Source organism: Microvirga sp. jy35 (genome assembly GCF_056148915.1).
Genome location: NZ_JBWBEW010000028.1, coordinates 39,063 through 62,984, shown reverse-complemented (window position 1 = coordinate 62,984; position 23,922 = coordinate 39,063). Strand labels below are relative to the sequence as shown.

The window sequence follows — 23,922 nt, the reverse complement described above, 5'->3', positions numbered from 1 at the left end:
CGCATGCCCCAGCCTTGCATGTACACGGCTCAAAGGGAATCCTCAATCGGACTCTTCTGTCAGGCGGAAACCACTAGGTGTTCTGCCCCTTCTGCGTTGCGCCCGTCCTCAAAGGTCATTCTGTCATTGTGAAATGCGCTAATTTTTCAAAATTGTCGAACTGATCCGAGCAGCAGTAGGTGACCACCAATCTAGCTGCAGGCGCAAGAGGGGAGGGCGCCGCAGTACTGTCCATTATGCCCAGCGGGCTGTACAAAGATGGGAGCGGCATTCAACTGATCGTTTGAAGACGTCTCTCAAGCCGTTCTGTTAACCAGCGGGAGAGAGGAGGGCTTTCCTAAGTTCTCGGAAACTGGCTTAAAACAAGGGCTTCTGCCGCGATTCTGCAGGCTCAGCGACCACCAGGAACCTTGAGAGGCGCTCGTCGGCAGCGATGGTCCTGAGTTCTACGGACGCTCTCCTGTGGAGCACCGAGCTGCCTCACCCCACGATGTAGCAAAAACTTGCTTCACTTCTGTTCGGTAGGCTATAGCTTGGATCATCAATGACTTAGCTTGAGGGTGCAAGCGTGGCTTTCGGCAGTAGGGCAGGGGAGTACGACAACGAGCCGTTCCTGGTGCCCCGTACCTATGCTCTGCCCGAGCTGCCGTGGGAGACCATCGCCAGCCGGCTCGAGCCAATCACGATCAGCATCCTCAGGTTTGATGCCCGGCTCGAGGCGTCCGGGCTCGCCGCTGGCTGGCAGTCCCGTTGTGACATGACCGAAGCCGTGCGGGCGCTCCTTCTCGATGGACACCTGGTCGATGTCGGCGATCTGGTCCTGCACGATGCCGGCATGGACGTGCGCCACCCTACCCACGAGCTCACCCGGGCGGCGTCTGCTCTGCGCACCCGGCGCACCGCCCTGACCAGGAAGGCGCCGTGGCCGCTCTCCATCGACGGGCTGGCGGCTCTTCGCGGCCTCGGCCCCGTGGCCGAGGACAAGCCCGCCCGGCCCAAGGGCAAGCGGCCGGATCCGGAGGACGAGGAGGCCTACCCACCCTATGCCCATGATGCCGATCCATGGAAGGCGCACTTTGCCGAGATCGACGCCCTGCTCGAGCGCACCGGCAAGGTGCTCGCCGGCGAGACCCCGATCCCGAAGAGCCGCTCGCACCTGGTGTATGATCCGGATCAGGATGAGGCCGAGGCCGAGGACCTGTGGCTGGATGTGGTCAAGCGCACCAGCGGCTGGCCGGCCATTGCCGCTGCCGCCGTGGCGTGGAACGCGTGGCTGGATCTCAACCTCTACACCCGCCTGCCCTGGCTCGGCCTGATCATGGCAGCATCCATCCTGCGCGCCCGTGGGCTGACGAACCATCTGCTGCCGCTCGCCGCCGGCTTCAAGCAGTCGAAGTTCCGGCCGCAGGGGCGGGAAGGGGCGGCCGAGAAGCTGGAGGGCTTCTGCCAAGTGCTCGAGGAGGCGCTTGTCATCGCTCACAAGGATCTTGACCGGCTCATCCTCGCCCGTGAGCTGATGAACCGGGTCACGGCCAAGACCCGCTCCAACTCGAAGCTGCCGGAGCTAGTGGACCTGTTCCTGTCCCGACCTTTGGTCACAGTGCCGCTCGGGGCCAAGCTGCTCAAGGTCACGCCCAAGGCCGTCGACCTGATGCTGGCCCAGCTTGGAGGTGCCCTGCCGCGCGAGCTCACCGGGCGAACCCGCTACCGCGCGTGGGGCATCGTGTAAACTCGCGCCGGCTCACCCGATGCGCGATAACCTCATCAGAACTGACGATCGCCAACCCCTCATCATGCACACAACTCCCCCACGGAATGTGACTGCCACAGGCTGCGCAGACGGCCTGCCCAATCCCGAGCGGCTCTGGGCCTTCCTGGCTATCGCCGTCGCCCTCACCATGGCGGTTCTGGACAGTGCGATCGTCAATGTGGCCCTTCCGGTGCTGGCCCGGGAGCTTCAGGTGGATCCCGCAACCGCCGTGTGGGCGGTCAATGCCTATCAGCTCGCCATCGTCGTCTCGCTCCTGCCGCTGGCCTCCCTGGGTGATGCCGTGGGGTATCGCCGGATCTACTGGAGCGGGCTCCTGGTCTTTACCGTGGCCTCGCTTGGCTGTGCGCTCGCCGGATCATTCCCGATGCTGATTCTGGCGCGTGTTCTCCAGGGATTGGGGGCGGCTGGGATCATGAGCGTCAACATTGCTCTTGTCCGCTTCATCTATCCCGCCAGACTCCTCGGCCGGGGCGTCGGGAATACAGCTCTTGTGGTGGCGGTCTCATCAGCCGCCGGTCCTACCTTGGCTGCAGCAATCCTGTCGGTGGCGTCCTGGCCCTGGCTCTTCCTGATCAACGTGCCCCTCGGCGTGTTCGCACTCATTGTCGCTGCCCGGACATTGCCAGAGACACCTCGATCCGCCAGACGGCTCGACGGGTGGAGCGTTCTTCTCAACGCCCTGACCTTCGGACTCCTGATCACCGGGATCGACAGTCTGAGTACCGGCGACCTCACTTATCCGCTGCTCGCCTTAGGGGGAGCCGTGGTGGCAGGGTTCGTGTTCGTCCGCTACCAGCTTTCGCTGCCGATGCCGCTGCTGCCCCTTGACCTGCTGCAGCGGCCGGTGTTTGCCCTCTCAATCATGACCTCGGTCTGCTCGTTCGCCGCTCAGGCACTCGCCTATCTGGCGCTGCCCTTCTACTTCCACGATGAACTGGGTCGCAGCGTCACCGAGACCGGCATGCTCATGACACCATGGCCCTTAGCCATTGCGGTTGCAGCCCCTATTGCAGGTCGTCTGGCCGACCGCTTCTCCCCCGGCTTGCTAGGGGGCATTGGTCTCGCCATCCAGGCTGCCGGCCTCGCCCTTCTCGCTATGCTGCAGGACAATCCCTCGACCGCAGACATCGTCTGGCGCCTGACGGTCTGCGGCCTGGGCTTTGGCCTGTTCCAGTCGCCCAACAACAAGGCGATCATCACGAGTGCGCCGCCGGAGCGCAGTGGCGGTGCGAGCGGCATGCAATCCTCGGCCCGGCTGCTGGGCCAGTCCCTGGGCGCAGCCCTGGCGGCGGTTCTGTTCGGCCTGGCTCTTGGCAGCCCGACAGCGCTTATCCTGTGGCTCGGGGCAGGCCTGTCGGTGATCGGATGCGTGACAAGCAGCCTGCGGACACTGAGAGGTGGCAGGCCATCCAAAGGATAGAGGTGCAGTAGACGCCGATCTGAGCGGAGCGGCGAAGGCTGGCGTGTTCAAGAACGGGCGTTTCAATCGCGCGAGAGCCCAGCGCACATGACCTGACATTTGGTCCCGCCTTAGCCGGATGGTGGTTGACTTTACCTAGCCGCCCTAGGGCTGTCTCTGGCCTTGATCTCACCTCGGGCTCTCCATGCCGACACAAGACGCTGAAGGATCGGACAGGCAAGCACCCGCTTTGGCGCCTTTCCGGCCCCGCATCTTCCTCGCTGTCTGGGCGCCAGCCTTGCCTCGAACTTCGGCGGGTGTGAATCGGCACCGAAGCTTTGCCCCCTCCTATTGGAACCGCAGCGCCTGGGTTTAGCCACACAAAATCGAATTGCGGTGGGGTCACGATCGGCGCCGGTGATGACCCCGCCGATGCTGCCAAGTCGCCAGCAATGGCATGTACGTCAGAGTAGTCGGCTCAAGGGCCCGTATTCGATGCTGATTTACACCCCACAACTCCTCATGCTCTCCCTTCAGAGGTCATCGGCCTGCGTAGAACGAGATCAGCGTGAGCGGTTCCCAAATTCTTCGGAAAGACGCTCCATCACGACAGATAGCGGGCGCTCCATCGCTGAAAGCGGGGTGGCCAGTTCACCGAGGGCGCCTAGGAAGTTCCGAACCGCTGCCTGCAGATAGTCAAGCAGTTCGTCATCCTGAGCGAAATGCCCCCGCCGGATCGCGCGGACAAGATAGAGTATCCGCTTTGGTGTCGGATCGATGATGCGGCGGCAGCGCAAAATGCCCCGTTCGACCTCATCAAGGATGGTCGCATAGGGCATGACTGAGGCCGAACCACCATCGGCCACCAGTCGTTTCAGCATATTGATTGAGGATACTTCGTAGCCGATCCGTAAGGGCAGGGCGAGTTGGTTGGCAATCGCTTGCACCCGGGTCCGAATTACATCGCGCTCGTTCGGGAGGACAAGCGGCAGCGCGAGAACGCTGGAAAAGGTGATCGGCGCGGTATTAGGCTCTTCGAACGCGGCTCGCACAAAAAGGACCTCTTCTTCGAGCAACGGGATCCGCAGCAGATTAGGACGGTCGGGCACATCGTAGGCGAGGGCGATATCAACCTCGCCCCGGTCCAGCGCGTCAACCAGCACGCTCGACATCTCCTCGACAAGGCTCAGTTGCAACTGGGGTAACTTCGCCTCGGCCTCACGGATCAGATTGGGACCCAACAAGGCCATTGTGCCATTCGTCAGGCCAAGGACAATCGGCTCGCGCTCATTGCGGCTGGCGGCGGAGACCTCGATCCTTGCACGTTCGACCAGATCGAGGATCTCCAGCGCCCGAACGTAAAGCTGCTGTCCGGCCTCAGTCGGCGAGACACCCCGGGAATGGCGGATCAGAAGGGGCACACCCAACTCACGCTCAAGCTGACGGATCTGCAGCCCAAGCGCGGGCTGCGCCACAAAGAGATCCTCAGCGGCCTTTGTAATATTACCAAGCTCGATCGTCTTGGCGAAGTATCTTAGCTGGCGGAGGTTGATAGCGGCCTTCCGGGTTCATGCCCCGCCAGGGTTGGCGAGGCACACAGAGGTAAAGGGCGCGCTATAGGAGTGCAAGAGGGGCGCGAGGCTGCGATTCAGCCCCTCGGGTAGTTCATCACCTGATATTCCATCCGGTAGACCGCCCCCACGAGGCCCGAGATGCCCTGCTGGGCGGAGATCAGCTCGCGGGCCTCTTTTTCGAGCGCCTGCAATTCCTCAAGGGTGGAGCCCTCGACAAGCAGGATTCGGTCAGGCGCCGAGATGGTCCGCCCCCGGTTAAGAGAGGGGTCAATCGCGCTCAGGGTACGGTCCGTACGGATGAGATGCACGCCGGTCACGCGCGGACGATCGATCCAGCCCTGAACGGCGGCTGCCACGGCACTGTCATCGGCCTCCTCTGGAGCATCATAGCGCAGCGTCAGCATATAGCCGCCATCGCCATAGCCCTGAGAGGTGATAATCCGGCACACGCCGCGCAGGTTGTTGCGGAAGGAGGGCAGCACCTTTAGCGACCACTCCGTCGGGTTGGACAGACGCTTTCGATAGACCTCGCTCACCAGCAGTTCGGGTTCCGAGGCTTCGTAAAGGGTCAGAAACTCCTCTTCGCTTCCGGTCGAAATGAAGCGGCGCCCACGCAGGAAGCCCGGAACGCCCATCCGCTCCTGCATATGTTCGCGCGGATGCCATTCGAAGAATTCGTCGCGCATTTCGGGCAGGATGTCGTTCCAGATGGCAACAATGCCATTACCGATGAGTGGCATGGAGAAGGTCCTTCAGTTACTGAGATGAATAGGCCCGGACTCGGCTGGCGCGATCTGGGTTGATTGCGCCGAACGGAATGCGCCCGGCCAGAATTTCGGCGGCTTGTGCGACTGTATCAGCCGGATGGCGCGCGGCCGCCTCGACGGTGAGATTGCCAATATGAGGGGTACCGTTGACGCGTGGATGCGCGGCAAGCTCCGCTGAAGGCGTCTGGTCGTCGCCCCAGCCAACATCAAGCCCTGCCCCAGCAATCCGTCCCTCGTTCAGAGCAGCCCGCAGGGCCACCTCGTCAAGGACATCCCCACGCGAGCAGTTGACCAACCAGCTGCCCGGCTTCATCCGAGCCAGCGCCTCTGCATCAAGGAGGTTTCGGGTCGCAGGTGTTGCGGCAAGGAGCGGCACGACAAAATCGGACTGCTCCAACAGCGCCTCAAGGGAAGTCGGGACGGCGGGTGCCTCGACCAGGGAGTAGGGGTCATAGGCCAGAACCCTGACCCCCATTGCATGCAGGATGCCGGCCAGATGGCGGGCAATGCGGCCATAGCCGATTAGGCCTGCCGTGCTGCCTGCCATTTCGCGTCCGTGGCTTGGGGCGCGAACACCTCCCTGACGATAGGCCGTGACATAGTCCGGAATATCGCGGGCGCAGTTGAGCATGTGCGCAAGCACGAGCTCGGCGGTCGATGCAATATAGCCGGGGTTCGTCTGCGTCACGAGGATACCGCGCGCACTGGCGGCCTCGAGATCGATATGTCGTACTTCAACGCCGCTGCGCACCAGTGCAAGGAGCCCAGGCAGTGCGTCCATATCCTCGGCTCGAACCGGCGTGGCCCGGTCCAGAACAATGATCTGACATCCTGCCGCGGCTTTCACCAGATCGGCACCGCGCAAGGAGGCATCCTCGGGGTTAAGCACCACATCACCGAGTTCCCGCAGTGCGGCCAGCGCCACTTCGCCGTACCACCACGACCGAGCTGTTTCAGGATGAGATAGAAAGATCCTGGGTCTGGTCATTGCGCGGCCTTCCTTTTCCGGCGGGTCGAGCCATAGATGGTAAGCCCCAGCAGAAGCAATGTGACGATCAGCAGACCGGCGCTGATCGGGCGTTCGATGAAGACCGTCGGATCGCCTCCCGAAATCACTAATGCACGCTTCAAATATTGCTCCATCAGCGGGCCAAGGATGAAGCCGAGGATCAGCGGTGCCGCCTCGAAGCCGAAGCTGATCATGAAATAGCCAATTGCGCCGAAGCCGAGCATGACCCAGATGTCGAAGACATTGAAGTTCACGCTGTAGACGCCGATGCTCATGAACATCAGGATCGCGGGCATCAGAATCTGGCGCGGAACCGAGAGCATGCGCACCCAGATCCCAATTAGCGGCAGGTTGAGGATCACGAGCATGATATTCCCGATCCAGAAGCTGACGATCAGCCCCCAGAACAGCCCGGGCTGGGTCTCGATCAAGCGCGGACCGGGTTGGATGCCATGCATGATCAGCATGCCAAGCAGCAGCGCCATCACCGCGTCACCCGGGATGCCAAGGGTCATGGTCGGAACGAAGGCCGTCTGTGCGGCAGCGTTATTCGCCGCTTCAGGTGCGACGACGCCCTCGATTGCGCCGGTGCCGAATTTCGAGGGATGCTTTGAAACACGCTTCTCGACAACATAGGCCATGAACGAGGCGATATTCGTCCCCGTCCCCGGCAACGCGCCAATCAAAGAACCCAGAATGGTGCCGCGCGCTGTCGGGTTGATCGAGTTGCGAACATCCTTCCGGGTTGGGATCAGCGAGCGAAGCGTCACCTTGTGGACGCTCCCGCCATGTGCCCTGCCAGCCATGGTCGTGATGACTTCAGACACGCCGAAAAGGCCCATGGACAACGCCACCAGATTGATGCCGTCTGATAGAGACAGCGATCCGAAGGTGAAGCGCGCCACGCCCGTCTGCACGTCTGTCCCGATCTGGCCCAGAGCCACTCCGACCAGCATCATGGCGACGCCTTTGATCGGAGAGCCTGCGGCCAGAGTTGACGAGGCGACAAGCCCTAGCAGCATAAGCGAGAAATAATCGGCGGCAGCGAAGGACATCCCTACGCGGGCCAGCGCCTGGGCAAAGAGCATCAGTACCAGAATGCCGAATGTTGCACCAACGAACGAGGCAAGGGTGGTCATGGCCAGCGCGATACCCGCACGGCCCTGTTTGGCCATCGGATAGCCATCCAGGCAGGCGATCGCGGAAGAGGGGGTGCCCGGCAGGTTCAGCAGGATCGCCGCCGTCGAGCCGCCATATTGCGTGCCATAATAGATTCCGGCCAGCATGATCAGAGCTGTTTCCGGCGGGACATAAAAGGTCAGCGGCATCAGCATCGAGATTGCAGCCAGCGAGCCGATACCCGGCAGCACGCCGACGAACGTGCCAAGGAAAACACCGATGAAGCAGTAGAGCAGGTTGAGTGGTGTTGTGGCCGTCGCAAGGCCAAGAGCAAGATTGGCGAAAATATCCTGCATCAGAGACTCCAAGCGAAGGCTGGGATATTCATCCCCAGGCCGAATATGAAGATCGCGGTTGCCAGTGCGGCAAGCGCCACCGCAATAAGGAGCGATTGCAGAGGTTTGCGATTCTGCTCAGCTAGCCCGATCAGCAGGACGAGCGCGATGACGGCGGGCACCATGCCAAACGGCTGGATGATGATGCCAAAGAGAGCCAGAGCACCGATGACCAGTAAGAACGACCGCATCCCGTCCGCTTCCCCGGCAGAGGAGTCTTCCTCAGAGACGACATGCGATCTCAGTCTTGGATTGGTCAGCCCGTCGATGATGATCGGCACGCCGGTGAGGGCGATCAGTAGACCGATAATGAAGGGAAACATCCCGGGCGCCATGTCGCTGAATGTGCCAAGCTGGTACTTGAGCGCGCTGAAACTGAAAGCCAGCCCGCCTAGAATGAGCACGGAGCCCGCGGCGATTTCGCGTAGAAGCAATCTGTTCATGCTGAAACCGCCTCCCCCGTGGTCCGGCCCGGGCGGCGCAGATGCCCTGCGGATCTATAGACATCCTCAACCAGTTTGAGGGTCTCCAGCTGGTCTTTGGCTGAGGTGCGAAAGGGAGCGCCGCTGCGCAGGCAGGTTACGAAATGCTCGACCGCGGCATCAAAACAGCCCTGACGAACCTCGTCTTCGACATAGGTGATCGTCTCCTCCTCAGCGCCATGCAGCCGGAGTGTCGCGTTATCAAGCGTCACGCTACAACGGGTCCCGGCGATTTCCAGGCGATTCGGCGCACGGAAGGCATGGCCAGCCGAAGTCATCACCCCCTCAACGATGACTGCGTGGCCAGCATCAGCCTCAAGCAGAATTGCGGCGGCATCCTCACCGATCACCCGATCGCTATAGCGCGACAGGCGGGCGGCAACGACGCTCATCTCCCCGAAGAGGGAGCGTACGGTATCCAACTCGTGGATCAGCGACTCCGCCACAAGAAGCCGCTCTTCCTTGGCAACAAAGGGCTGACGGCTGAGGGAAGGGATAGTACCATCTGACCGTTCCAGCATGTTGGAGCGCCACAAGGCCATTCTCGCCTGTGTGACCGTGCCAAGCCTGCCCGAGCGGATCCAGTCCCGGATCTGGGTGAAATAGGCGCGATACCGCCAGTTCTCGTTCACCATGACCCGGATGCGGTCGCCGATTTCCTGGACCAGAGATTCGGCCTCGTCCAGTGTTGGGCAAAGCGGCTTCTCGCACAGCGCATCCAAGCCGTGGTCGGCTGCAAGCCGGATCATTGCCGCGTGTGTTCCACGCGGCGTCACGATATCAACCGCGTCAAGCCCGGCCTCGGCCATCATCTGGGCTGGATTGGAATAGACCTGTTCAATGCGGAAGGCCTCGGCTTGTGCCTTGGCGCGGTCGATCACAGGGTCACAAACCGCGACCACATGAACGTCGGTGCAATGTGACCATGCTACCAGATGATCGCGGCTGATATGGCCACAGCCCAGCACGCCAATTCGAAGAGCTGTCTCTTTCATCTCAATTCCCCCCTGGGTGAGGCTCTTTATTTTTCGACACGGAGTGTTCCCTGTTCGCAATCTGCACCACCGGGCCATGTTTGAACGGACTGGGGTCGTCCTCCGGGTACTGCACCTTGAGCCCGAAGCTTTGGATCAAGGTCGCGATGTTCAGGCCGTCCGCGACGGGATATGCCATATCAAGCTGTATCACCGTGATGATGCCTGCCTCCTGCAGAGTCCACAGGACGGTAATCTCTGGGACCACGTCAGCGGTACTCAGCCGCAGGATTGGCGTACGGCCGGCATCCGCAATTGCGGCAGCGGCCCCTGCGGCAGCGGCAACGAAGGTCTCGCGGCTGATACAGGCGACCTGCTGGGTCTTGCAGCCGGCTTCGGTCACATCCTCACGGTCCAAGGTGCCGTCATCGCGCCGGATCTCAACCGGACGGGGATAGCTTTCGCTGCTGTGCGGCAGGGTCACCTCGTTTGTCAGCAACGCCAGGAGTTTTGAGACCGCCAGCTCAGGGCTCGTGCGCAGATGGATATCCACGCTTGGCACGAGATGGCCATTGGCGCTGGGCGCAGGCTCAGGCAGATCCGGCGAGACATGCACGATCATTCCCCCAGCGGGACTCCTGGTCATATCCAGAAGTTCGGCAAGCCGGGTCGAATTGAGACTGATGATCAATTCGGCCTCTTCGATCAGGTCAGGCAGGAGTCGCGCCGGGGGTAAGGTCTGCAGCACAGCATCCTGCCGAAGCGGGTCGATAATGACAGCCGCCCCTAATGCCGTGATGAAGGCCTGCAACTCTGCGCGCGCGCTCGCACTCCCGCTGACCTTCCCGATAAGGACTAAGGTGCGCTCGGCTTCAGCGATCGCCTGCACGACCTCATCAGCAAGGGGATCAGATTTTTCATGAGCGGCGAAGCTCACAGCGCGCTCAATCTTATCGTGGTGGGGGCGCAGCTGGACCGGCGCTTCAATAAGACCCGATCGGATCCGAATGCAGACCGGTCGCATGGCAGGAAACCTTGCTCGCGCAATGGCATAAGCCAGAAGCTCGACCGCATCGGCACCGCCGCTGGAATCGTAGATATCGACGCTGTCCGGAATGTCGGGCTGGCAGTCGACAAGGAGGATGACGAGCGGTAACTGATCGCGCAGTGCCAGCTGGATATCCTTCGCGATCTGAGCACCAGTCCCGGGACCGACAATGGCAAGCGCGACCTTGCCTGTGGCTGCCGCATAGCCCCGGGCAAGGGCAGCCGCGTGGCGGTCATCCAAGCACAGGAGACGACGGCATTTGCCACGTTTACCAAGGCGCGCAATGGCTGTTCGCAGCGACTCGGCGACTCCGCTTGCCGGCATGACCACGCAGCCTGCACCCGAGCGTTCCAGCACATCGACCCAATGGTCAGCCAGCCGCTGCTCTAAGATCGAAGTGCTGTTCATCTTGCCGCCGTGTTGCTTGCGACGGTCTCAAGAAACCGTTGCAGATCAATCATGGCGGCAATTGCGCGATCTTCCTCGGGTAAGTGCCGGATGCTGGCATCAGCGACTTCATATTCGATTTCCAGTTCTGCCGGCACGGCGGCCAGCAATTCGGCCAGCGGCAAATCCCCCTGGCCGAGAGGCAGGCGCGCGGTTCGCGCTTCCTGCATCAGCACCTCGTCGGGGATCACACCTTCGGGGCGCTTGCGGGCGTCGCAGATTTGCCAGAAGCCGAGCTCCTCACTGGGAAGGGCGGCCACTTCAGCAACGGTCCCACCCGAGCGTTCCAGATGCAGCGCATCCAGCAAGAGGCGTGCCGACGTTGCCCCGCTTTCGGTGATGAACTGCCGCGCATTCTGAAGAGTGCGGATCGCACTGTAGGGCAGGAACTCGAGCACAAGGCGCATTCCTGCTGAAGTGGCAAGGGCATCATAGGCGGCAAACAGGGCAAGGGCCTCAGCGCGATCCGTCATGAAGATATTGACGACCAGCGTATCAGCCTGCAGGTCGGCAGCGGTTTCGACCACAGATTTTAGATGGTCTTCGGTCAGCCCGGGATAAAACTGAAAGGCCGAGATATTGGAGATCGCAATGCCCGAATCCTCGCACAAGCGGCACAGGCGCCTGATCTCGGTCTGATCTCCGATGATGTTTTGAAATGACTGGTCGCCGACAAAGCGGCCACAAATGCGAATGCCAACACCTTCGAAGCCGGCCTTTGCCGCAGCGGCAATGGCCTTGTCCGGCGTGGTACCAAGAGTCAGATGGGCGATGGTCTTGCGCATGGGCGTCATGGCTCCTGGTTGACCGAGGGGCCGAGCGCCTCCGGCGCCTCCAGCCCGAACTTTCGGGACAGTTGAATCAGATCAGCCACCACCGCTTCGGGCATGTTGATCCCTTGCGCGCGATGGGTTTTCTCGCGCCGCTCGGCGGCTTCCCCCGGCAGAAGGATCTCCTCGACACCGGGGCGGCGGGCAACGCAGCGCAGCATCTCGCGCATCTCGTCCATACGCTGGGCGAACTGATCTGGAGGGGTGAAGCGGGTTAGGTCCAGTGCCATATGGAAGTGACCGTTGCCGACAGGTTTGTCAGTGGCGGTGAACCATTGTGGGATGCCGCCAAGGATCGCAGCCCCGGCCAGAATTCCTCCTAAAACCTCGCCAACCACGGCCAGACCATACCCCTTGTGGCCAAGCGCCAGCAGCGCCCCGCCCGCGGGAAAATCCTCCGGGCGGCGCGTGTCCCGCCCTTCCGCGTCGACAATCCAGCCTTCGGGAATCTCGCGTCCAATCTTGGCCGCATGGCGCACCTTGCCACCTGCAACGACGCTCATGGCGATATCGAGAACCACCGGTGCGCCACTGCCGCCAGGAATGGCGAAGGCCAGTGGATTATTGCCAATGCCATTGACCCGGCCACCCCAGGGGGCCATGCCCGGATGCCCATTGGTCCAGGTCATTCCAATCATGCCTGCATCAAGTGCCAGCATGGCGGAATGGGCGCAGGTGCCGATGAAATCGCTGTTCCTGACCGTGGTGACACCGACACCGGCTTCGCGCGCTTTGGCGATGGCCAGCCTCATCCCTTCGGCTGCGGCAATCGGGCCAAGGGCAGCATCCGCATCCAGCACCGCCATAGCCGGTGCCTCGGTGATGATGCGCAGCTCAGGCCGTTTGTTGGCTCCGCCATCAGTTAACCGGCCGATCAGGAACGGTAGCCGGATCAAACCATGAGAAACGGTGCCGCGGCAGTCCGCTTGGACAAGCGCATCGGCAACCGTCGCGGCATGGCCGGGCAGGAGCCCGGCCGCCGCGAGGGCCTTGACTGCAAAACCGTGAAGCTCGTCCACAGCAAAGCGTTGACTCATCGAGATGTTCATATCGGTGTCTGTTCAGGGGTCAGCTGGCTTTCATGCCGGCACTTTCCGCAATCTGACCGAACAGGGCGTAGTCCGACTTGATGCGCGCGGTGAACTCTTCGGGAGTGCTGGCAATATTACGCAGACCACCTTGTTTCAGCCGATCGATCATCGTCTGTTCCTGCGAAGCCGCTTTGACGCCGGCGGCCAGCTCATTGACGATCTCGCGCGGGGTTCCTGCGGGGGCGTGAAGCCCGAACCAGTCCACGCAGGATGACAGGCTTTCATAACCGACTTCTGAACCGGTGGGGACGTTGGGAAGGTCGGCATTGCGCTGACGCCCGACGATGAGCAGCGGCTTCAGCTGACCAGCCTGGATATAGGGTGCTGTGAGTGGATAGGAGTTGAGCGATACCTGAACCTGATTGTTGAGCAGGTCGGGCATCAGGGTCGACCCTCCTGAGTAATGGACCCCGCGCAACTTAATCCCGGCAGCTTGGAACACGGCCTCGGTAAAGAGGTGCAGATTGCCGCCAGCGCCCGAGGTGCCATAAAGAAGGCTGCCCGGTTTGGCCTTTGCCGCCGTAATCAGTTCCTCAATGCTGTTGATGCCCGATCCGGTGCTGGCGTTCAGGATGAAGTCGCCCTCGGCCAGTAGCGAGATATGCTCGAAAGCCGTACGCGGATCAATCGCAAGATTGCTCGACACATGTGGTACAACCGTCAGTTGTCCGACAGCAGAGAACAGCAGTGTATTGCCATCTGGACGGGCGCGCGCAACTGCGGTCATCCCGATCGCTCCGGCTGCCCCAGTGCGGTTTTCTACCACGACAGGTTGGCCCAGCCGTGCGCTCAGGCTGGCGGCAACCAGACGCGCGAGTGCATCGGTCGTCCCACCAGGGGAAAAGCCGCAGACAATGGTGATCGGGCGCGAAGGCCAGTTCTGGGCCCGCAGAATACTCGGAGCAGCAAGAATGCCCGCCATGGTGGCGCTGGCGGTGAGAAAACCCCGGCGCGTGGGTTTCAGAGTCGTCATGTTTTCCTCCCATAAGGATCCGCGTCGGGTTCGGATTACCTTCTCCAGGCGGCCCCCGAACACCTTTACTTTCCAATCCGCCCTGGTTTCAAAAACCTTTTGACTATGTCTGCTAGGCCGAAATGATCTATCTCGCGGTGGTAGTCTCGGTTTGTGATCGCCTTCTATTCCTGCAGAGGGGTGGGCGGTGGCGAGCTGCAGGATGAGGAGGTCAGCCCCTACTTCTTCGACAGTTCGCGCGTCATAGAAAGCGAGTGGCCTGGATGCTGGCAGCAGAGTGACCGGCGCTCTCTATGGAGCTTTCCTGATCAACACACGCGGATCGCGGGCACCATCGGGGCCCTAAGGCGGTCTCAGACTCGACTGAGCGGCCTTGAGACCACATTAGGTGTTAGATCTTCGATCTCGTGCGTGAGTTTGACCAAGCTCCCACGGATCGGTGAGGGACTGGTCATTCCGCGGGACAGCCTCTTCAATGATCTTAAAGACGAGGAGGACGAACTCAAGGTGTCGGGCGGAATTTCGCTTCGGCAGCTGGATAAGTGATATGTCCCGATATTGTCAGGAGGCTCCGGGAGATGCTGCACGACGAATGGGAGGCAGGACAGACCCTCTGACTTTTAATCAGAGGGTCCTGGGTTCGAATCCCAGCGCGCTCACCATAGTCCTCAATGACTTACCGGCACATTGAGACAAGTCTAGATCAGACTAGCAACCGTATAGCTACCACGACCTTCGGTAAGGGCTCATCTGAGTTTTTGAGCGGAGAGGCTCTGCCCCCTTCGTTGTTGTGCAACGGTTCCTCGTGCTGGGGCGGTTCTGCCTAATAATGGCGAGGATCGGTCATGAGCTGAGACCCGGCGCAGTTCGCCAGATGTTTGGGTCAGACCTGCCGCCAGGTTACCCAGAGGCTCTCAAGCGCGAGCTGTGGGGGCTGCACATCAGCATCCCGGTGACAGGAGATTAGCGCTGAAGTCACACACGAGAGGGTGAGGGGAAAGGCTCGGTTCCCTCAAACCAGGCGTGGATTGCGGCCTCGCGGGCGGTCTGCTCGTCCTCAAAGCCACGGTCGGTGGGCTGTTCGAAGCCGCAGACGTGGCACTGAACAGCAGCCGCGAAGTTAAGATCATCCGTGGCAAAGCTCAGAACGGACGCTGCGTCGCAGGAACACTGTGGACAGAACCTCTGGCCCATGTGGTTCTTCCTTTCCTCAGCGATTGCTGCTGGTTGAGGTGGGAGTGGCGCATACGGAAACGCTTTCGAGCCAAGCAGCCTGCGATAAATTTGTGCGACGCACAAGAACCAAGCTAGGACGTGGTGATCATCAGAGCGGGGTATAACGCCCTCGTTTGGACCTACTATCTTGCTGCCAAGGATCGGGTCGAGCGACGGTCCGCCCTCGGACGCGAGCTCCGGTGAAGCCGGGATCTTCTCAGCAATGAAGGCTCAAAGTTGACAGTTCAGCACTTTGCTTCACCTACTCCCGTTTTGTGCCTGTCATTTGGGCCATGAAGATCTCCTGCATCTGCTCGAACCCTTTCAGGGTGGCGGGCAGCCAAGTTCTCAGCATGGCTTCAGGCTCCATGGCCCGGATGTTCGCGGTCATGCGGTCCTGCACCTCTCGCATGAGCTGCTCTTGCATTGGCTTCACATCCGGCAGCCCGAGAAAGGCTCGTGCCTCCTCAGGCGTACACTCAACGTCCATGGTAATCTTCATCTGACATCCTGCTCCAGCATCAAGCGATAGGCAGCCGATCTTTAGTGTCGTACCAGGCCTGAATATTCAAACGCCCCCGGCTCTAGACCAGGGGCGCGTCTCTAAGGTTATCCAGGCCAGGCTACGCGGCGCGACTGGCGCTCGGATTGGTCTCAGGCGTAGCAGTCCGAGCCGCAGTCTCGGCAACTCGGGTGGATAGCTCGGCTATCCGGCGGCTGTTGGTGACGGTCAGCTCCAGATTGTCCCGGAAAAGCGAGCTTTGCACTTCAAGAAATTCCGGCAGACTCCTACAGCGAACCAGTGCATTCATGCCATCCAGATTCTTCTGTACCCTTTCTTGGATCATCTCCAGGCAATCGCCTGAAGCCTGCTGGACACCTCGAGCGAGGATGGCACTGGATCGGGTGACCGCCTGAAGGTTCTGCGTCGCACGCTCGGTTAGCTGCTGCGTACGCTGGCGGGCTGCACCGATCACCTCCGTGACCTGATCGGTCGTGCGCTGTGCGACTTCACCGACAGTACTGAGGCCGCTTTGTGCCACCTCCTGTGCTGCCTTCGCAGCCTGTTGGGCGGTCCTCGGAGCCGCCCAGGCGGTGTTCACAGCCGTCTCAGCTGCCTGCTGCACACGCTTGGCTTCCTCGCGCTCCCGGCGGGCTGTTGCACGACGCTCCTCCGCCTCCGCACGCTCAGCGGCTTCAATCCTGGCCTGTTCGGCCTCAGCCTTTTCGCGCTCGTGACGGGCTTCAGCGCGGCGCTCCTCAGCTTCTGCCCGCTTCGCCTCCTCGACCTCAGCCTTTCCGGCTTCGATCCGCTCGACTACGGCATCCGCTTCCTCATCACTCAGAGCCTTCAGAACAGCTGGAAGAAGTTCTTTTTTGTCATCCCGCACATGCTGCTGGAACACCCGCCTGAGCTCAGCCACCCGTGTGGCGAACTCCTCGCTCTCTTTTGGCGTGTTATCAAGCTCTGTCAGAAGCTTGCGGGTTGCCTTGTTGTCATTGAGAGCCTCACGCACGAGGTCCTTCAGATCCTTGTGCTTGCGCAGCACTGGAAACAGGTGCTGCTCCTCAAGGCTTGCGAGCAACTCCAGCTCTTGCTTGAGATCAGCAAACAGCCTCTCACGGGTCTTCACGGCGTTTTCGGAGGTATCAACGAGCTTGGCGAAGAGCTCGTTGGCGCGGGCTGGGCTGGTCTGAATCAGTTGGCGGATCGTTGTCATAGTCCCTCACGTGATTGGCAAATGCGTGGGGCTCGCGCACGTTTCGGCGCTGAGCCGGTAATCGCATCGGCAACTGGATTGGATGGGCGCATAATACAACGCTTGGCCCGGCGGCTCGCGCTCTGTGGAATAACTCGCACAACAGAGCAAACAAGATAGTATGCTGCACTGCAGCATAGGTCAACGGATGCTCTAGTGAATAGTTCCAGAATATTTCTTAGCCCAGCAAACAGTAGGCTTGGTGAGCTAATGGATCAAACTCTGTCACTTATAAACTGTAAATGCCTTTGTAGAGTTTACCTCCGCCGCTCTACTTTTCCATGACATAAGTGCCGGGCGCATCCGGCAGAGGTTGATGCTTCCCGCCGCCCATCGGTGGCGGTGCGCCCTTTCGGCCCGACCGGGTAGAAAGCCAAGCCGTCCAGTCCGGCCACCAGCTGCCCTCATGGCGGCTGGCGCTCTGCAGCCACTGCTCGGGGCTGCTCGCTGCTGCCTCTCCAGTCTCTCGGGTCCAGTAGGCACCCCTGCCTCCGGGAGGATTGATGATGCCGGCAATATGGCCGCTGGAGGCGCGGACAAACCGCACCTCACCGCCAAACAGCTGTGTGATGCGCCAAGCTGCGTCCCAGGGCACAATGTGGTCCTTCTCCGCCCCAACCGCATAGGTGTCTTGGCGAATGCGGCTGAGATCAAGCGCCTCGCCCCTGAGCGTGATCTTGCCCGGCTCGATCAGGTTGTTCTCAACATAGGTGTTGCGCAGGTACCAGCTGTGGGCAGCGCGGGCCATCCGGGTGCCGTCGCTGTTCCAGTACAGCAGGTCAAAAGCCGGCGGCTTGCTGCCCATCAGGTAGTTGTTGACTACATTGGCCCAGATCAGATCATTCGACCGCAGCAGGTTGAACATGTTGGACATCTCACGGCTGTCGAGATAGCCGCGCTCCATCATCTGCTGCTCAATCAGGTCGACCCCTGGCTCGTCCATGAAGACGGCTGTGTCGCCTACCCGCGAGAAGTCCTGCAGGGAGACCATGAAGCTGGCCGAGTTGAACCGCTTGTCACCCTTGGCGGCAAGGACAGCCAAGGTCATCGTCAACAGCGTCCCGCCGATGCAGTAGCCCATGGCGTTCAGCGTGGGACTGCCGGTGATCTCCCGGACCACGTCGCTGGCTTCGAGCGGACCGAGGTCCATGTAGTCCTCGATACCGATCTCATCCATGGACATGTCCGGGTTTTTCCAGGAGATCAGGAAGACCGTGAACCCTTGCTCAACCAAGTAACGTACCAGGCTGTTCTTCGGCTGCATGTCGAGGATGTAGTACTTGTTGATCCAGGGCGGCAGGATCAGCAGTGGTGTCTTGTGAGCCTTCTTGGTTGTGGGTGTATACTGGATCAGCTCCATCAGGCGATTGCGGTGGACCACCTTGCCTGGGGTAAGAGCGAGGTTCCTGCCTGGCGCGAACGCTCCCGTGTCGACCATGCTGAGCCGCCCGGCCTGGAGATCGGCGGCTAGGTTGGCGGCCCCGGCTGCAATACTGGCCCCCCCGGTCTCGATAGCCTTTCGCAGAGCAACAGGGTTCGACAACAGAATCAGAGCGGGGCTCATGGCGTCCACGAACTGCCGCAGATGGAAGTTGATGCGCTGCTGCTCGGCCTCGTCCATGTCCTCCACATCACCCTGTTGCAGGAGCCAGTCGGACGCGAGCAGGTAGATCTGCTGAAGCGTGCGATAGACAGGATTAGCGTGCCACTCGGGAGCAGCGAAGCGCTTGTCTGTTGCGGCAGATGATGATCCATTCGCCGGCGCCGCACCTGCCATGCCGAGCCAGCGCTGTCCGGCCTCCTGCCACGCGTCGACGGCGGAGCGCCACAGATCCTGATTGAGATCCGCTACAGCCAGAGCTGCGCTGGGCTTTCGCAGCGAGCGCAGCCAGACGATGCGCAAAGCCTGGGCGATCTCGGCCCAATCCACGGGCACCACCTCTCGCAGAGGATTGGCGTTCCACATCTGGTCGATGGCGCGGAGTGTGGGATCCTGTGACAGGCTGCTCTGGAGCTGATCGATGCCTCCGTTGATCAGGCTTAAAGTGGGGTTGCCCGCCGTCATCTGCCACCACGCCGTGCCTGGATCAGCCAAGGCCTTTGCTGGAGCGGACATCTGGTCCATCCATGAGGCCCAGAGTCTCAGCATCACATCAGGCCCAGGCATGTTCCCATCCGTTTGAGCTTGGATTTTCTCGTTATCCTGACCCGTCATAGGTTCCTCCGAGATTTTATGGATGGTGCTCTCAGGCAAATCTCTGCTTCGGATTAGCATCTAGAAGATGCTGACTGTTCTGCTAGCGAGGTTTGGTAGGGTGAACTAGGCGAAAACGGATGAGCCGCGGAACGAGTTCAAACGGCACCGGAAATCGTGATGATGAGAAACAGGGACACCTGGATACTCGCATGACACTACCTAGCAATGAGCGTGAACTGGCCGAGAAGCGCTATTGTCGAGAAGGCGATGCAGAGGATCGAGCCCCTTTGGCTTTCGATCAATGAGTGCTGGGTTCGAACCCCAGCGTGCTCACCAATCCTCTCAATAACTTACCGGCACGTTGAGAAAAGCTTCGAGCAGCCTAGCACCCCTATAGCTGCCAACCGTGCTGCGGCAGAGCTTCGATCCAACGACGCTGTGTCATCCCGTTTCTGTGGAGCCCGAGGGGGCGTACTCCCTCTTTATTCATCTGCAACCGTGCAACCGCTTTTTAGGTGGTCGGAGCCAAGCTCCTCAGGATTCGTCCAACCCCCCTCCAGGGAATGCCCAGCAGGGCTCCTTCGTTTCCTAATTCCGCCTAGCCCGTAGCTGGATGGTTTGAGCAGACTGCTCCAACGAGTCTGGTTATGGGTTCGAGTCCTGCCAGGCCCACCACCTATTATAATCAGAGCCTTAGGTGAGTGTTTAGCGACATTAGCGACACTGATTAGCGACAGTTGAACAGCCTTGATATGAGGTTGCTGACCGCGCCGCATGTCCTTGATAGCGATATTAAGTGATTTGCTACCTGAAATGATGCCCTTTGAGCCTCATTGTCGATGCCGACAATGCGCCTTGCGCAGGCTCATAGAACATACGAACAGGCATGATCTCCTTCGTAGCTTGACTGTAAGGGCATCTTTGGGAGCAATGAGGCTCTGGTCCCAATCCACTTCTGAGTCCTACAATATGCAACCTACTTACTGGCTGGACCTATTCACCCATGAAACATGGGGGGAGTTTCTGGCCGCTGGTGCCACAATCTCTGGCTTCCGTGAGAACCGATGGAAGACGGCGCAGAGCATGAAACCGGGAGACATTTTGCTCTGCTATCTCACCGGAGTGTCGCGCTGGATTGGACTACTAGAAGTGACAGGACCAGCCTTCAAAGACAGTTCGCCAATTTGGAGCGTTGCGGATTTCCCGGTCCGAGTTCCTGTCAAATTAATAGCACAGCTGGACCCGCTCCATGGTATCCCAGTGGTTGATATGCGGGATAGGCTCTCGATCTTCCAAAACTTGAAGAGCCCTCATGCGTGGACTAGCCGCTTTCGAGGGTCCCCTTACCGGTGGAGTGTGGCAGATGGAGAGGCCGTAGCCAAAGCCGTGCAGGATGCAATGGCTCACCCGGTTGAAAGGCCTTTCGATGCATCCAAGCTCAGAAAGGTGCCGCCAATTCTCAAAATGTCCAAGCTTGGAGCCGTCACCGTCCCTGACGACGAAGAGTTTAAGGACGCTGAAGCTCCGTACAAGGAGTCTAAGTCTGTTGCCCCTCCGGCTACAGCGGAGCAGGATGTTGGTGAAGCCGCAACTTCCGTAGAGCCGAAAGAAGCCAGCGCTCACACTGAGATTCAATGGCTTCTGCTGAAGCTCGGAAACGACATGGGCTTGGATGTCTGGGTTGCGAAGAACGACAAGGGCAAGGTGTACAATGGGTATGCGTTCACTTCATTACCAAAACTCAAACAGTCACTTCCTCTCCAGTTCGATGAGGCGACTACGAAGACGATTGAGTTGATTGATGTGATTTGGCTGAAAGGAAATTCGATCCAAGCAGCCTTTGAGATCGAGAGCACCACATCCATCTTTTCCGGTCTTCTCCGAATGTCTGATCTCATTACAATGCAGCCTAACCTCAACATCCCCTTGTACATCGTTGCTCCCGATGAAAGGCGCAATAAGGTGCTGGCTGAGGTCAACCGACCGACCTTCGCGAGGCTATCACCTCCCATGTCGGAGATGTGCAGATACATCTCTTTCGAGGAACTCAGAAGGCAACTCAGCGCAGCAAAGGGCTTCCTTCAGTTTTTGAAGCCGGAATTTCTCGATTCTTTTTCGGAGTCATGTGAAATCGAGGACGTTTGAACCTCCCTTAACAGCGGAGTCAGGGTCCAATTAGTCTTCTATGAAAGCAATGGCTTAGATTCATTGAGGCTGTTTACAGGGATCAATTGCACTCTGGTCTGAAGAATTCATTACGATGACATTGTCTATGAATGAGTTAGCTACCGAGATGGCGGAGTGTGGATTGTGTCAGATGCGTTGGATTGATGTTGCACTGGCACGGTATTCGAGTTTGCTGAGCGACGTTTCTCTGCCTGTGCTGTTTGTTCAAACCAGCGAGACACTCGGAAGATTCCAAGAGTTGCGGCTAAGGTCAAAGCAATAGCATAGAGGAATAGACAGTATCCCAGTCCCCAGCACACAGTGACGAATATCTCACGGGTCAGGGATTGTTCCGGAAGGACAGCGTTGATGTATTCACGTAATCCCGAAGGAGCAGAAGAGAGGATACGTGCTCTGGCAACGATCCCAACTAGTAGCGCCGCTATCTGAATTACGATGAAGTGAACGAAAGTGGCGCTGATCGCCATGAAGGCGCTGACCTTCGTGCCATTGCCGATCCCGGTCAGCATCTTTTTGAAGTTGTCGTCTCCGAACGCCATGAGCATGGCGTATCCACCCAATGTGAAGCCAATCAAGTTAGGCAAAACAGCAATCGGCTGATCCCACCAGCCGGGACTGCTCCAGACCGACCAGGTCATGCCAGTCAGCAGGATGGCAAGGTGAAAGTAGGGAGATCGGAAGACCTCACCAACGCCCCCATAAGCAAGCCGATAGGCATTCAGAACACCGAACACATCCCTATAACGGGCGACCATCTTCTTCATGGATGCTTCAGCCTCGCTTTTGTCTAGGGCGGTTTGCACGGTCCAAAAGTTCATGTGCCGCACTTATAAACACTGCCTGGCTAGGGTTCCCGTCTCCCTCAAAGGCATATGTTGTAAGAAGGGGATGCTCGTCTGTAGAACGTGTTATACGGACACCGTTCGCATCATAACCTTCCGCCTCTACCTTGCCGTTCCGGGTGGCCGATCCTGCTATACGCAATGTGGCTTCGTTGGACGCAATGTGGCTTCGTTGGGTCTGAGTGCTTCGTTGCGATCAGTCTTGTACGTCACTTCTAGACTAGTGGCTGCCTGCTCCTTGAGATGCTCTTCCAAGAAGCTATCGTAATCACCCCAATCATCGGGGTTAGGACGTTGGATAAATATCCGTAGTTGACGGAGTCTTGGAATATTAATGATCTCTGGAAGTGCTGCTCTGTCCGAAATCAGCGTAGTTTCGACAGGTCCATACTTCTTCACCAGTCGTGGATCAGACATTAACCTGTCTATGTAACGGCTCATAACGCGTGGACTTACGATGAGCTTCCCAGACTTCTGTTCGAACACGAGTGTATGGCTCTTGAGGTCGAAGCAGAAATGAAATGCTACATAATTCGGCTTCAAACTTTCTGGAATATTGATCGTCTTAACTTCATCTTCGTCGGCAACGTTCATCTTGTCGGAATTGAACCAAGGAAGATCAGGCGAAATCTCAGTGAAACGCGCGATGGTTCCAAGGATAAGTCCTTTCTCCTGACGGCTGTGGTCGATATGGCTCATCAGCATTCGCTGTTCACCATAAGCAGCCACCGTAAGCTTCAGAGCGAAGGCGTCAGAGAGTAGCCGAGCGTATCCAACTTGGCTGTGAGGATGCGTGACAACATTGATCGCGCCGACTGTGATATATCTTTCGCGTAACAAAATAGCCCCCAAAAGCTGCCCTTATTTATAGGATTAAAAAGCTTTATGCAGCCGCTAAGCCTTCTGCGCAATTCCGACCTTCAGCAAGTGGAAAATTCGAAATTGAATGTAGGATGGTAACTCGTGCGACGTGAGGTTAAGTGATGGCCGCGCAGTGCCGTGGCAGGTTGCCAGAGTGGTACAAGTTGCTACCATTGTTATAACAAAGCAAAGATGGAGCGCTCTACATCAACCGCTTTCCAAGGGAGCTTCGAACCGGTGGGAGAGTTCAAGGTTGATCCTGCCGCATTCAGCTCCTCTGCCTTCTCAAGGCAATATCTGCACCATCCTGCGTACGCGGTTCCTTTCGGCCTTGTATAGGAGCCGCTGATCCTTGCCACTGCGAACCCCCAGTTGCCGCTAGTCTGGGCAAAGCGCGAGATTTTCTCAGCAATCCTCTTGTCGTAAACAACTGCTTGGCAAGGATTGAGGAACATTAGGACTTTCGAAGCGAACGACATTCCAAGGTTGTCGATATTCATGATCGCTTTGAGAGCGGCATCCAACCGATCAGACTTCAGGTAGTCGCGTCCCTCTCGCAAGGCAGCTTCCAATTTGGTGAGAGAAGGTTTCGCTTTCCCAACTCTGCCCTCTACCATCCATCTTGTTCGCGCAAGGGCGAATGGATTTGGTGGCCGCTCTGGATCGGCACTGGCGTAGTTGCCCCAATAAACGACTGACAATACACCATGGATTATATCCGCCGAATTATCTGACCACAGAAGTGCGGAGTGGATCTGATCAAGAGTATCTCTACCCCCAGACGCAATAAGAGAGTGATCTTCAGTAAAGGCGAGACTGCCAAACGTTAGTGAAGGTGCCGCCCCTTCTGATGTCCGACACAAATAGGCTGGTGGATAGGCGTAGCTTGCTCTTGCTCTCTCCCAATCTGATACGTTCCATCCGTCAGTGTTCATTTGGAGTGCCCCCGCTCTCTGCTTAGAAAAGGTTGCATACCTTTAT

The 23,922-nt window shown here is 59.0% G+C and carries 20 protein-coding genes; 3 read left to right on the top strand and 17 right to left on the bottom strand.

The features are described from left to right. The first annotated feature begins 568 nt into the window (after positions 1-568). Both AC0QTX_RS18825 and AC0QTX_RS18820 read left to right on the top strand, forming a co-directional pair. Positions 569-1,729 (top strand): RHE_PE00001 family protein, encoded by a 1,161-nt coding sequence (locus tag AC0QTX_RS18825; RefSeq protein ID WP_474605347.1) that lies wholly within the window; start codon positions 569-571, stop codon positions 1,727-1,729. A 64-nt stretch (positions 1,730-1,793) separates the two neighbouring features. Then, positions 1,794-3,191, top strand: coding sequence for an MFS transporter (locus tag AC0QTX_RS18820; protein ID WP_474605346.1), 1,398 nt, complete (start codon positions 1,794-1,796; stop codon positions 3,189-3,191). Positions 3,192-3,733: 542 nt separating this feature from the next. On the opposite strand, the gene AC0QTX_RS18815 is transcribed toward AC0QTX_RS18820, so the two are convergent. The 13 genes from AC0QTX_RS18815 to AC0QTX_RS18755 form a co-directional block, all read right to left on the bottom strand. Further along, positions 3,734-4,723 (bottom strand): LysR family transcriptional regulator, encoded by a 990-nt coding sequence (locus AC0QTX_RS18815; protein ID WP_474605350.1) that lies wholly within the window; start codon positions 4,721-4,723, stop codon positions 3,734-3,736. Between the two features lie 95 nt (positions 4,724-4,818). After that, entirely contained in the window at positions 4,819-5,484 is a 666-nt protein-coding gene (locus AC0QTX_RS18810) for a hypothetical protein (RefSeq protein ID WP_474605345.1), read from the bottom strand. Between the two features lie 16 nt (positions 5,485-5,500). Further along, entirely contained in the window at positions 5,501-6,499 is a 999-nt protein-coding gene (locus AC0QTX_RS18805; protein ID WP_474605344.1) for an NAD(P)-dependent oxidoreductase, read from the bottom strand. Further along, positions 6,496-7,995: a tripartite tricarboxylate transporter permease gene (locus AC0QTX_RS18800; RefSeq protein WP_474605343.1), complete on the bottom strand. Its 1,500-nt coding sequence runs from the start codon at positions 7,993-7,995 to the stop codon at positions 6,496-6,498. Before AC0QTX_RS18800 ends, AC0QTX_RS18805 begins: the two co-directional genes overlap by 4 nt. Next, a complete protein-coding gene (locus tag AC0QTX_RS18795) occupies positions 7,995-8,477 on the bottom strand; it encodes a tripartite tricarboxylate transporter TctB family protein (RefSeq protein ID WP_474605342.1) in 483 nt (160 codons plus the stop codon). Before AC0QTX_RS18795 ends, AC0QTX_RS18800 begins: the two co-directional genes overlap by 1 nt. Next, the gene (locus AC0QTX_RS18790) at positions 8,474-9,511 is read right to left on the bottom strand and encodes a Gfo/Idh/MocA family protein (protein WP_474605341.1); all 1,038 of its coding nucleotides are present in this window, start codon (positions 9,509-9,511) and stop codon (positions 8,474-8,476) included. The genes AC0QTX_RS18795 and AC0QTX_RS18790 overlap by 4 nt, the downstream gene beginning before the upstream one ends. A gap of 1 nt (position 9,512) precedes the next feature. Then, positions 9,513-10,946, bottom strand: coding sequence for a hypothetical protein (locus tag AC0QTX_RS18785; RefSeq protein ID WP_474605340.1), 1,434 nt, complete (start codon positions 10,944-10,946; stop codon positions 9,513-9,515). Further along, the gene (locus tag AC0QTX_RS18780; RefSeq protein WP_474605339.1) at positions 10,943-11,770 is read right to left on the bottom strand and encodes a sugar phosphate isomerase/epimerase family protein; all 828 of its coding nucleotides are present in this window, start codon (positions 11,768-11,770) and stop codon (positions 10,943-10,945) included. The genes AC0QTX_RS18785 and AC0QTX_RS18780 overlap by 4 nt, the downstream gene beginning before the upstream one ends. Before the next feature lie 5 nt (positions 11,771-11,775). After that, positions 11,776-12,864, bottom strand: a complete 1,089-nt coding sequence (locus AC0QTX_RS18775) for an Ldh family oxidoreductase (RefSeq protein ID WP_474605338.1) — start codon at positions 12,862-12,864, stop codon at positions 11,776-11,778. 19 nt (positions 12,865-12,883) lie between these two features. Further along, positions 12,884-13,879 (bottom strand): Bug family tripartite tricarboxylate transporter substrate binding protein, encoded by a 996-nt coding sequence (locus AC0QTX_RS18770; RefSeq protein ID WP_474605337.1) that lies wholly within the window; start codon positions 13,877-13,879, stop codon positions 12,884-12,886. 1,477 nt (positions 13,880-15,356) lie between these two features. Next, complete coding sequence (locus tag AC0QTX_RS18765; protein ID WP_474605336.1) at positions 15,357-15,596, bottom strand: DUF6489 family protein; 240 nt, start codon at positions 15,594-15,596, stop codon at positions 15,357-15,359. A gap of 121 nt (positions 15,597-15,717) precedes the next feature. After that, a complete protein-coding gene (locus tag AC0QTX_RS18760; protein ID WP_474605335.1) occupies positions 15,718-16,815 on the bottom strand; it encodes a phasin family protein in 1,098 nt (365 codons plus the stop codon). A 310-nt stretch (positions 16,816-17,125) separates the two neighbouring features. After that, on the bottom strand, positions 17,126-18,970 hold the full coding sequence (locus AC0QTX_RS18755) for a PHA/PHB synthase family protein (protein ID WP_474605334.1): 1,845 nt from the start codon (positions 18,968-18,970) through the stop codon (positions 17,126-17,128). 1,050 nt (positions 18,971-20,020) lie between these two features. On the opposite strand from AC0QTX_RS18755, the gene AC0QTX_RS18750 reads away from it, so the two are divergent. After that, a complete protein-coding gene (locus tag AC0QTX_RS18750; RefSeq protein WP_474605333.1) occupies positions 20,021-21,196 on the top strand; it encodes a hypothetical protein in 1,176 nt (391 codons plus the stop codon). Positions 21,197-21,336: 140 nt separating this feature from the next. Here AC0QTX_RS18750 and AC0QTX_RS18745 read toward each other — a convergent pair whose 3' ends face one another. The 4 genes from AC0QTX_RS18745 to AC0QTX_RS18730 all read right to left on the bottom strand — a co-directional run bounded on the left by AC0QTX_RS18745 (position 21,337) and on the right by AC0QTX_RS18730 (position 23,876). Continuing rightward, entirely contained in the window at positions 21,337-22,002 is a 666-nt protein-coding gene (locus AC0QTX_RS18745; RefSeq protein WP_474605332.1) for a hypothetical protein, read from the bottom strand. A 7-nt stretch (positions 22,003-22,009) separates the two neighbouring features. Next, on the bottom strand, positions 22,010-22,222 hold the full coding sequence (locus AC0QTX_RS18740) for a DUF4747 family protein (protein ID WP_474605331.1): 213 nt from the start codon (positions 22,220-22,222) through the stop codon (positions 22,010-22,012). Beyond that, positions 22,213-22,920 carry a DUF4747 family protein gene (locus tag AC0QTX_RS18735; protein WP_474605330.1) on the bottom strand — a complete coding sequence of 236 codons (708 nt, stop codon included), beginning with the start codon at positions 22,918-22,920 and terminating at the stop codon, positions 22,213-22,215. Before AC0QTX_RS18735 ends, AC0QTX_RS18740 begins: the two co-directional genes overlap by 10 nt. Before the next feature lie 197 nt (positions 22,921-23,117). Next, positions 23,118-23,876, bottom strand: a complete 759-nt coding sequence (locus AC0QTX_RS18730) for a hypothetical protein (protein ID WP_474605329.1) — start codon at positions 23,874-23,876, stop codon at positions 23,118-23,120. Positions 23,877-23,922 lie beyond the last annotated feature (46 nt).

Excerpts from the sequence above, each read along its gene's own strand:
- AC0QTX_RS18820 (WP_474605346.1), top strand. The coding sequence starts at position 1,794 with ATGCACACAACTCCCCCACGGAATGTGACTGCCACAGGCTGCGCAGAC.
- AC0QTX_RS18790 (WP_474605341.1), bottom strand. The coding sequence starts at position 9,511 with ATGAAAGAGACAGCTCTTCGAATTGGCGTGCTGGGCTGTGGCCATATC.
- AC0QTX_RS18770 (WP_474605337.1), bottom strand. The coding sequence starts at position 13,879 with ATGACGACTCTGAAACCCACGCGCCGGGGTTTTCTCACCGCCAGCGCC.
- AC0QTX_RS18750 (WP_474605333.1), top strand. The coding sequence starts at position 20,021 with ATGCAACCTACTTACTGGCTGGACCTATTCACCCATGAAACATGGGGG.
- AC0QTX_RS18775 (WP_474605338.1), bottom strand. The coding sequence starts at position 12,864 with ATGAACATCTCGATGAGTCAACGCTTTGCTGTGGACGAGCTTCACGGT.
- AC0QTX_RS18800 (WP_474605343.1), bottom strand. The coding sequence starts at position 7,995 with ATGCAGGATATTTTCGCCAATCTTGCTCTTGGCCTTGCGACGGCCACA.
- AC0QTX_RS18755 (WP_474605334.1), bottom strand. The coding sequence starts at position 18,970 with ATGTCCGCTCCAGCAAAGGCCTTGGCTGATCCAGGCACGGCGTGGTGG.
- AC0QTX_RS18810 (WP_474605345.1), bottom strand. The coding sequence starts at position 5,484 with ATGCCACTCATCGGTAATGGCATTGTTGCCATCTGGAACGACATCCTG.
- AC0QTX_RS18785 (WP_474605340.1), bottom strand. The coding sequence starts at position 10,946 with ATGAACAGCACTTCGATCTTAGAGCAGCGGCTGGCTGACCATTGGGTC.
- AC0QTX_RS18765 (WP_474605336.1), bottom strand. The coding sequence starts at position 15,596 with ATGAAGATTACCATGGACGTTGAGTGTACGCCTGAGGAGGCACGAGCC.
- AC0QTX_RS18745 (WP_474605332.1), bottom strand. The coding sequence starts at position 22,002 with ATGAAGAAGATGGTCGCCCGTTATAGGGATGTGTTCGGTGTTCTGAAT.
- AC0QTX_RS18780 (WP_474605339.1), bottom strand. The coding sequence starts at position 11,770 with ATGCGCAAGACCATCGCCCATCTGACTCTTGGTACCACGCCGGACAAG.
- AC0QTX_RS18760 (WP_474605335.1), bottom strand. The coding sequence starts at position 16,815 with ATGACAACGATCCGCCAACTGATTCAGACCAGCCCAGCCCGCGCCAAC.
- AC0QTX_RS18730 (WP_474605329.1), bottom strand. The coding sequence starts at position 23,876 with ATGAACACTGACGGATGGAACGTATCAGATTGGGAGAGAGCAAGAGCA.
- AC0QTX_RS18795 (WP_474605342.1), bottom strand. The coding sequence starts at position 8,477 with ATGAACAGATTGCTTCTACGCGAAATCGCCGCGGGCTCCGTGCTCATT.
- AC0QTX_RS18805 (WP_474605344.1), bottom strand. The coding sequence starts at position 6,499 with ATGACCAGACCCAGGATCTTTCTATCTCATCCTGAAACAGCTCGGTCG.